This window comes from Streptomyces sp. NPDC021225, assembly GCF_044332865.1.
In the GTDB taxonomy this organism is placed as follows: domain Bacteria; phylum Actinomycetota; class Actinomycetes; order Streptomycetales; family Streptomycetaceae; genus Streptomyces.
Map to the genome: position 1 here is coordinate 1 of NZ_JBIRPV010000029.1, position 7374 is coordinate 7374.

Here is a 7374-nt window from a genome sequence, read left to right on the forward strand (position 1 = left end):
CGAGTGCAGAGCCACCAGCGACGACGAACACAACGTGTCGATCGTCATGCTCGGACCCCGCAGATCCAGGAAATAACTCAACCGGTTCGCGAGGAGGGCGTTGTGGTTTCCCAGGCCGCTGTGGGCGTCCAGTTCCGGCTCGATGTTGTACTCCCGGTAGTGCTGGTAGCTGGCGCCCACGAACACGCCCGTGGCGGGGGGAAGTTGGCGCGGTGGCAGTCCGGCCGACTCCAGGGCCTCCCAGGTCGTCCGCAGCAGCCAGCGCGCCTGAGGGTCAAGCACCTCGGCCTGCTTGGGAAAGAAGTCGAAGAACCCCGCGTCGAACTCCTCGATGTTGTCGACGAACCCCCCGAAGTCGGGTTCCCGTTCGTTCGCGTAACCGCCCCACCGTTCGCTCGGCGCCGGGCGGATGGCCGTGTCCGCGCGGGCGAGCAGCGACCACAGCCCGGCCGCGTCCCGGGCGCCGGGCAGGGCGAGGGCGAAGCCGATGATGGCCATGTCGTCGGCTCCGGGCGCGTCCTCGGCGTCCGCCGGCTCGCTCGCGGGCGGGCCGGCCGTGACCGGCGTGAACACGCTGTCGGCGGCCCGCTCGGCCACATACGCGGCCAGGGCCCGGCAGTCCGGGGAGTCGAGGACGTCCGCGGGGCTCAGCCTCGTCCCGTACGTCTCTTCCATGCGGGTGGCGATGTCGGTCGCCAGCAGGGAGTCGAGTCCTGCGGCGGACAGCGAGGTGGTGGGCGTGATGCCCGGATCGCGGAACACCTCCCGGACCAGGGCGACGACCGCGGCCTCCGCCACCGCGGCGCGGTCTCCGCGCGTAGCGCGACCGGACGCCGATGCCGGTGCGAGGGCGTCCACCGGGCGCTGCCGGGGCTCGCCGGTCATGTCCGGCGCGCCCTGTGCGGCCACCGTGCGGTACTCGATGTCGCTGAGCCGGACCAGGGCGCGGCCGTCGGCGGAGAGCAGGGTCGCGTCACCGCGGCGCACCCGGTCGTTCTCGGTGTCGTCGGCCTCCAGCAGCACGTACGCCGCCTGCGCCGGGTCGCCCCAGCTCGCCACCTGCCCGACGGAGACCGGCAGATACGTGGCCGGCGGTGCTGACGAGTCCGCGAGCGTCAGTACGGCCATGCTCTGGAGGGCGGCGTCGAGCGCGACCACCGTCCGCTCCAGTGCGCCGCCGGCCGGGCCGTCGACCCGCGCGAGCACGCGGTCCGGTCCGTAGCGCACGTCGAGGAGGGGCCGCAGGGGTGCGTCGAGGTCCATCCCCCGCGCCGCGAACCAGGCGTACAGGCCCGCCGGTTCCAGTGTCCGGCCGAGCCCTGCGCGCAGGGCGTCGATGTCCCGTTCGGCGGGCGCTTCGGCCGGCCGGCCGTCCTGGACACCCGGCTCGAGACGGGCGATGGCCCGGTCGCCGTACCGGAAGGTGGCCGGCCCCGTGCGGGTGGTGTCGCCCAGGTCGCTGGTGAGCTGATGGGTTCCCGTTCCCCGTCCCGGGAAGGTGATCCGCCGCAGGACACGGGCCCTCTGGAGGCCGAGAGCCAATGGCAGCGCTCCGGGCACGGTCGGTTCGCCGAACACGCGATGGGCGCGCGCCAACCGGTGAACGCTCTCGGCAACGTCCGCGGCGTCGTCTTCCCGCGCGCGGTCGGACGGCGCCCGGAACGGGTACGGCGGCAGCGTGATCCGCCTGGTGGGCACACCCTGGTACACCGTGCGCCAGTCGACGCTTCCGCCACCCACGTGGAAGAAGGCGAGTGCGCTGCTCAAGCGGGCCTCGGGAAGGCGCAGTTGGGTCGCGAGCCGCGCCGCGCCCACCGAGGTGAACGCTGCCAGGCGCTCGAAGAAAGCACCATCGGCGACGGCCGCCTCGCCGTTCAGGGCCGTGCCGTTGCGCAGGACGGTCCCATGAACACCGGGGCCCTGACGCACGACCCACTCCAGCCCGGCGGTCAGTTCGTCGGCCGTGGAGCCCAGGACCGCCATGCGGTAGCGCTGGTGGTCGCGTCCCAGCGCGGCCGAGTGGCACAGGGCGGCCGGGCTCGGCGGCGTGTCCCGCCGCAGCAGCCGGTGGATGTCCGTCGCCCGCCGGACCAGCCCCTCGGGGGTGTGCGCGGACAGGACGAGAAGGTGCTCGCCCAGCACGCCGGGCGGGTCGACGTGCTCGACCGGTCGGTCGGCCGCGTACTCCTCGACAACGACATGTGCGTTGGTGCCGCCCATGCCGAAGGCGCTGATCCCCGCGCGGCGCGGTCCGTCGGAGTGCCACGGCCGCGGCTCGGTCGGGACGACGAACGGGGCGGAGTCCAGGTCGAGGTGGACACCGGGGGTCTCGAAGCCGGCGAGCGGCGGTATCTCCCGGTGTCGCAGGCACAGCAGGACTTTCATCAGGCCGGCGAGTCCACTGGCCGGTTCCAGGTGGCCGATGTTGGCCTTGACGGAGCCGATGTGGCACGGCTCCCGGCGTGCCGGGTCGGCGCCGAACACCTCGGTGAGGGCGGCGAGTTCGACCGGATCGCCCAGCCGGGTGGCCGTGCCGTGCGTTTCGATCAGGGAGATGTCCGCCGGGGCCACATCCGCGTCCGCCAGGGCCGCGCGGACGACCGCCGTCTGGGCCTCGCTGCGGGGCACCGGCAGGGCGCTGCCGCGGCCGCCGTGGTTGACGGCCGTACCGCGGATGACGCACCAGACCGGGTCCCCGTCCCGCTCGGCGTCGGCCAGTGGCTTCAGCATCACGGCCACCGCTCCCTCGCCCGGGACGAAGCCGTCGGCCCGGTCGTCGAAGGGGCGCGGCCGGGACTCGGACAGGGCGCCGAGCTGGCTCAGGCTGCGGTAGTACCACGGGGTGAGCCCGACGTGGCAGGCCGCGACGATCGCGGCGCCACAGCTCCCCGCGCGCAGGGCCGCGACCGCCTGCTGGACGGCGACCAGCGACGAGGAGCAGAGCGTGTCGACCGTCTGCGACGGGCCCGTCAGATCCAGTGCGTAGGAGATCCGGTTGGCCAGCACCGCGTTCAGGGACCCGAGCGCCGTGTAGGGCCCGACGGTTTCCAGCCCTTGGGCATCGCGGTGATGTGTGTATGTGGCGCCGACGAAGACGCCGATGTCGTGGCGGTCGGCGAGGCCGCTGTCGTCCCGCACCGCCCAGGCGTGTTCCAGCAGCAGCTTCTGCTGGGCGTCCATCTCCTCGGCCTCGCGGAAGGACACGCCGAAGAACGCCGGGTCGAAGCGATCGATGTCGGCGAGGAAGGCACCCGTACGGCAGTACGTCCCGGTCATGTCCGGGCCGCGCCGCTCGAAGTGCGCCTCGATGTCCCAGCGTTCGGCCGGGACCTCGGTGAAGGCGTGCCCGCCGGAGCGGAGCAGGGTCCACAGCCCGTCCAGGTCGTCGGCCCCCGGCAGATCGCCGGACACGGCGACCACCGCGATGTCCTCGGGGCGGGCCTCGGCATCGGTGGACGGCTCCGGCTCCGGCGCCGCGTGGCGGGCCGGTGAGGATGGAGGCGGAACGGACGGCGCCGGTGCGGGAAGGGCTTCGGCCGCTCCGTAGCGGTCCGTCAGCGCCTGCGCCAGCTCCGCGAAGCCGCCGTACTCCAGGAAGAGCGTGGCGGGGAGCCGGATGTCCCACCTGCGGGACAGCTCCTCCGACAGCTCGACGCTCATGATCGAGCTCATCCCGTAGTCCGCCAGCGGTGTGGCGCGGTCGAACGAGGCGAGGCCCAGACGCTGCGTCAGGAAGTTCTCCAGCTCGTCCTGGACGCGGTCAGCAGCGGCGTGCACCTCGGTGCCGGTACCTGGTGGGGTGTCGTCGGCGAGGGTGTCCGAGGCGTCGGGATGCGCGATGACCACCTGGCGCATGTCCTCGCCCAGCACCGCGATGAGCGCGTCCAGCGCCTCGGTCGTGCCCAGTGGCCTGACGCCCCGGCGCCGCAGCTGGTCGGCGACGGCCGTGCCCATGCCCACCTCGCCCCACAGGCCCCAGTCGACGCTCAGCCACGGTGTGCCGCGCGCGTGCGCGAAGGCGTCGAGGTAGGCGTTGGCGGCGGCGTACCCGCCCTGTCCGAGGTTGCCGAAGGTCCCGGAGACGGAGCCGAACAGGACGGCGAAGTCCAGGTCCGGACCGGCGACGGCGGCGAGTTCCCGGACGCCGTCCGCCTTGGGCCGCATCACGTCGGCGATGTCCTCCGCGGTGGTCGAGCGGAGCAGCCCGTCCCGGAGGGTACCGGCTGCGTGCACCACTCCGTGCAGATCGCCGAAGTCCGCGCGGATACGTTCCACCACGGCCCCGAGTTCGCCCGGAACCGTGATGTCCGCGGCGTACGAGACGATGGAGCAGCCCGATGCCCCGATCGCGGCCGGCCGGGCCTGGTCGGCGCCCGCCCCGCCGGTGCGGCTGACGAGCGCGACGAGGTCGGCGCCCTCCCGCGCGAACCGGGCGGCGACCTCCAGGCCAAGACCGCCGTGCCCGCCCAGGATGAGGTAGCGGCCGCCCTTCCTGATGGGCCGCGCTCCGGAGCGGGCGGGCCGGACGCGCAGGCGGACGGGCTCATGGCGGACGCCGTGCCGGTAGCCGACCTCCGTGGGACCGTCGCCGAGCTCGGACACGAGCGCGTCGAGGGAGGAGTCGTCGAGGTCGATGAGGCGTGGCCGCAGCCCCGGGTACTCGATGGCGGCGGTGCGGACGAGGCCCCAGAGCGCCGCGCGTGCGGGAACGGCGTGGTCGTCGTCCGCGACCGGCTGCGCGGACCGGGTCACCACGAAGAAACGGGCGTGGCGCTGCCGTTCCCCGAGGGTCTTCAGCGCGGCGAAGCACCCGTACAGTCCGGCGTCGAGCTCCGCGGCCTCGGACGAAGTGTCCCGCACGGGGCCGCTGTTCCCCAGGTGTACGACTCCGGCCACCGGGTCGCCCACCCAGTCCCACAGCCGCCGGAACGCCTCCTCGTCGGCGGAGGCCGGCGCCCGGCGATCCCCGTCCTCGGTGTCCGTGGCGGACGGAGAGCCGAGGACCGCCTCCACCACGCGGGCGCCCTCGGCGCGCAGTCGCCGGACCGTGTGCTCGCCGGGCCCGCCGGTGTCGCCGTCGTGCAGGACCACCCAGGTGCCCGTCGCGGGCTCGCGTCGCGGGCCGGGCATGGCGGCCGGCCGCCACCGGATCGAGGAGAGGGGCTGTGGAACGCCGGCCGACGACCGGAGCGCGGATCCCGGCGGGGTCGTGCGGCGCATCCGTACGCCGGTGAACTCCGCCGCCACTTCCCCGGCCGGCCCGAGCACCAGGGCATCCGCGGTCGCGTAGGCGCCCTCGGCACTGGTGCGGCGCACGAGTACGGTCACGCCGGCCGTCCGGGCCGACAGATCCGCGAGGACCGCGACGCGTGCGACGCCGATCGGCAGCATGGGCAGCGGACCGGCCGCTCCCTCAAGGTCCTGGAGCGCGCAGCTGACCACCTGGAACACGCCGTCCACCAGCAGCGGGTGGGCATGCCAGGGAAGGGGCTCGGTGTCGGTGCGCAGGGTGGCCCGGGCCACCCCCGCCCCGACCGTGAGTTCCCGGACCGTGCGGAAGTCGGGCCCGTACTCGAGTCCCGCTCGCGACCAGCTGTCGTACAGCTCCTCCGGAGCGATCGCGCGCGTGCCGGTCACCGGCCGGACCGGGTGGCGCGGGGCGCCGTCGCCGAGCGGGCGGCCGGTGCCGGTGGACAGCGGCTTGCGGCCGCCGCCCAGCACGGCGCTCAGCTCGAAACGGGTCGGCCGGGCGTGCGTCATCTCGAGCCTGACGGCCGCCGTCGCGCCGTCGTCGATGGTGAGGGGCCGCAGAAAGGCGACGTCGGTGAGTTCCAGCGGCACGAACGGCCGGCGCTCGGCGATCCCCGCCATCGCCATCTCCAGCTGCACCGAGGCGGGCAACAGCCCGGACCCGTCGGCACGGTGCTGGGCGATGAGGGGTTCGTGTCCCGCGAAGATCTTCTCGTAGGTCTCGGTTCGGTGCGTCACTGTCCCTCACTCCGGGTCGCGTAATGGCGGTTGAGCAGCGGATGGCTGACGGCACTCGTCACGGTGCGGCGGGCGGAGGGCGCGGTCAGCTCCTGCCGGTTGAAGGGGTACGTGGGAATGGTGGTGGTGCGGTGGTTCTTGCCGGCGTGGAGACTGCTCCAGTCCAGGTCGGCGCCCGTGTGGTTGACATGGGTGGTCAGGGCCGCGTGCAGCTGGGCCTGGTCGTTGCGCCCGCGGCGGAGCGTGGGAATCCAGGCCGGGGTCGGCTCGGAGAGGGTGGCGCGGGCCAGGGGCAGCAGGTGCGGATGCGGCCCGATCTCCCAGACGGCCCGAGGGCTGGTCTCGCCGAGCGTCGTCAGGGCCCCGAGGAAGTGCACGGGCCGGCGGATGGCCGCCGCCCAGTGCTCGGGATCGGTAGCGGTCTCGGCGGTGTGCCAGGTGCCGGTGAGGGTGGTGGCGAACGGGATGGCGGGCGGTTTGAGCGGCGTGGCCGCCATGGCCTCGGCGAACGGGGCCACGGCCGGTTCCATGGCGGCGGAGTGGAAGGCATGGCTGACCGTGAGCCGCTGGGTGCGGTGCGGGGTCTGCTCGCAGAACCGGGTGACGGACTCGGTGGGACCGGTGATGGTGTGCTCCCGGTCGGCGTTGTAGGCCGCGATCTCGACGCCGGGATACGGCCGCAGTGCGGCGGTGAGCGTCTCGGCGTCGGTGTGGACGACGGCCATGGTCCCGTCGCCGGGCTGCGCCTGCATGAGCGCTCCCCGCAGCGCGGCCAGGCGCAGCAGGTCGGGCAGGGGGAGCACGCCGGCGGCCCAGGCCGCGGTGAGTTCGCCGAGGCTGTGCCCGGCGACGGCGTCCGGGCGTACCCCCACCGCCTCCAGGAAGCGGACCAGGGCGACCTCGACACTGACGATGGCGGCCTGCGCGTACCGGGTGTCGTCCAACAGGTGCCGGGCGTCGCCATGGAGCAGGTCGAGCAGGAATACGTCGAGGTGGGGCAGGACGAGTTCGGCACATTCGTTGAGCGCGTCGCGGAAGTGGGGCTCGGTGGCGAGGAGGCCCCGGGCCATCTCGCCGTACTGGGACCCCTGTCCGGTGAAGAGGAAGACCGTGGTGGGCCTTCCCGTGTGCCGGACGGCGTGAGTGCGGCCGTTCGTGACGTCGGTGAGCCGGCCCGCCAGCTCCCCGGCGGTGGCGCCGTGGACCGCGACGCGCCAGCGCTGGGCGGCGCGGCCCGTGTTCGCGGTGTACGCGACATCGCCGAGCCGGTCCTCGGGGGTGGCGGTCAGCTGGTCGGCGTAGGTGGTGGCGAGGGCCCGTACCGCGGCCTCGTCCGCCCCCGTCACCCGCACCACATGACTGTCCTGCCCCAACACCCCCCGCACC

General features: G+C 73.8%; 2 protein-coding genes. Both read right to left on the bottom strand.

From position 1 onward, the window contains the following. Positions 1-5988, bottom strand: a 5988-nt coding sequence (locus ACH4S9_RS46980; RefSeq protein ID WP_398377807.1) for an SDR family NAD(P)-dependent oxidoreductase, incomplete at its 3' end; no start/stop codon positions are given. After that, a partial coding sequence (locus ACH4S9_RS46985) for an acyltransferase domain-containing protein (protein ID WP_398377809.1) occupies positions 5985-7374 on the bottom strand: 1390 nt, incomplete at its 5' end. The genes ACH4S9_RS46985 and ACH4S9_RS46980, both read right to left, overlap by 4 nt.